The sequence below is a fragment of the Gordonia sp. 852002-10350_SCH5691597 genome, assembly GCF_001665715.1.
GTDB classification, from domain to species: domain Bacteria; phylum Actinomycetota; class Actinomycetes; order Mycobacteriales; family Mycobacteriaceae; genus Gordonia; species Gordonia sputi.
On record NZ_LZMO01000258.1, the window covers coordinates 1 to 1,072 of the forward strand.

Below are 1,072 nucleotides of genomic sequence, written 5' to 3' on the forward strand. Positions count from 1 at the left end.
CGATCAGCGCGGCAGAACGGCCACGGCGAACGTGCGGCGGTAGGGCAGCACCGTGCCCCAGTCGCGGGCGGGGTAGGCGGCGCGGAGTCGGCGCTTGAGCTCTTCGCTGAAGTCGTCGCGCAGTTCGTCGGGTAGCGCTTCGAGGAAGGGGCGGGCGCCGGTGCCGGAGATCCAGTCGAAGACCGGGTCGTCGCCCTTGTCCTTGAGGACGTGCAGATACGTCGACTCCCACGCGTTGACCTCGAAGCCGCGCTCGGCAAAGAAGTTGAGGTAGAAGTCGGGTGCTAGCCACGGCAGCCGCCGGACATCGCCGCAGTACTGCGAGTAGGGCTCCTCCTCGGCGAGTTCGTTGAGGCTGCGGTACGTGGCCGCGCCGGTGTTGTTGGGCACCTGGATCGCGAAAGCACCGCCGTCGTTGAGATGGGGCAGCAGTCTCTCGATCGCGACTTCCTGATCGGGGACCCACTGGAACACCGCGTTCGACAAGAACAGGTCGACGGGTTCTGGAGGTGTCCACTCGGTGAGGTCGGCGACGTCGTAGTTGGCCAACCCGTCCATGTTCTCGCGGATGGCCTCGGTGATCATCTCGGTCGAGGCGTCGATTCCGAGAACCAGGGCTTCCGGCCAGCGTTCGCGTAGGTGCTTGGTGTGCTGCCCAGGCCCGCATCCGAGGTCGACGATGGTCGACGGATTGGTCGGCACCTCGGCGATCAGATCGAGGAAGGGGCGGGCACGAGCGTCGGAGAATTGTAGGTATCGACTCGGATCCCAGACCGGCATGCAACCAACTCTATGCAATTCACAGCGATCATGGCAGTGGGTAACCTGGGAGGAGTGTCAGAGACTCTCGTGAACGATGATGACAACGCACTGGTGACGGCCGCATCGGCCGACGCGGATGTCGTCGAAATTTCTACCGACGGCGCCTGCCTGGGCAATCCCGGGCCGGGCGGATGGGGTGCGGTCCTGCGATACCGCGGCCACGAGAAGCAGATCTCCGGCGCTGAACCCGATACCACCAACAACAAGATGGAACTGACGGCAGCGATCGAGGGCCTCGCCGCACTGACCA

General features: G+C 64.6%; 2 protein-coding genes. One reads left to right on the forward strand and one right to left on the reverse strand.

The features are described from left to right. Positions 1 to 3: 3 nt before the first annotated feature. Positions 4 to 780, reverse strand: a complete 777-nt coding sequence (locus tag A5777_RS19085; RefSeq protein WP_005203288.1) for a methyltransferase domain-containing protein — start codon at positions 778 to 780, stop codon at positions 4 to 6. Between the two features lie 69 nt (positions 781 to 849). On the opposite strand from A5777_RS19085, the gene A5777_RS19090 reads away from it, so the two are divergent. Then, a partial coding sequence (locus A5777_RS19090; protein ID WP_331710612.1) for an RNase H family protein occupies positions 850 to 1,072 on the forward strand: 223 nt, incomplete at its 3' end.

Excerpts from the sequence above, each read along its gene's own strand:
- A5777_RS19085 (WP_005203288.1), bottom strand. The coding sequence starts at position 780 with ATGCCGGTCTGGGATCCGAGTCGATACCTACAATTCTCCGACGCTCGT.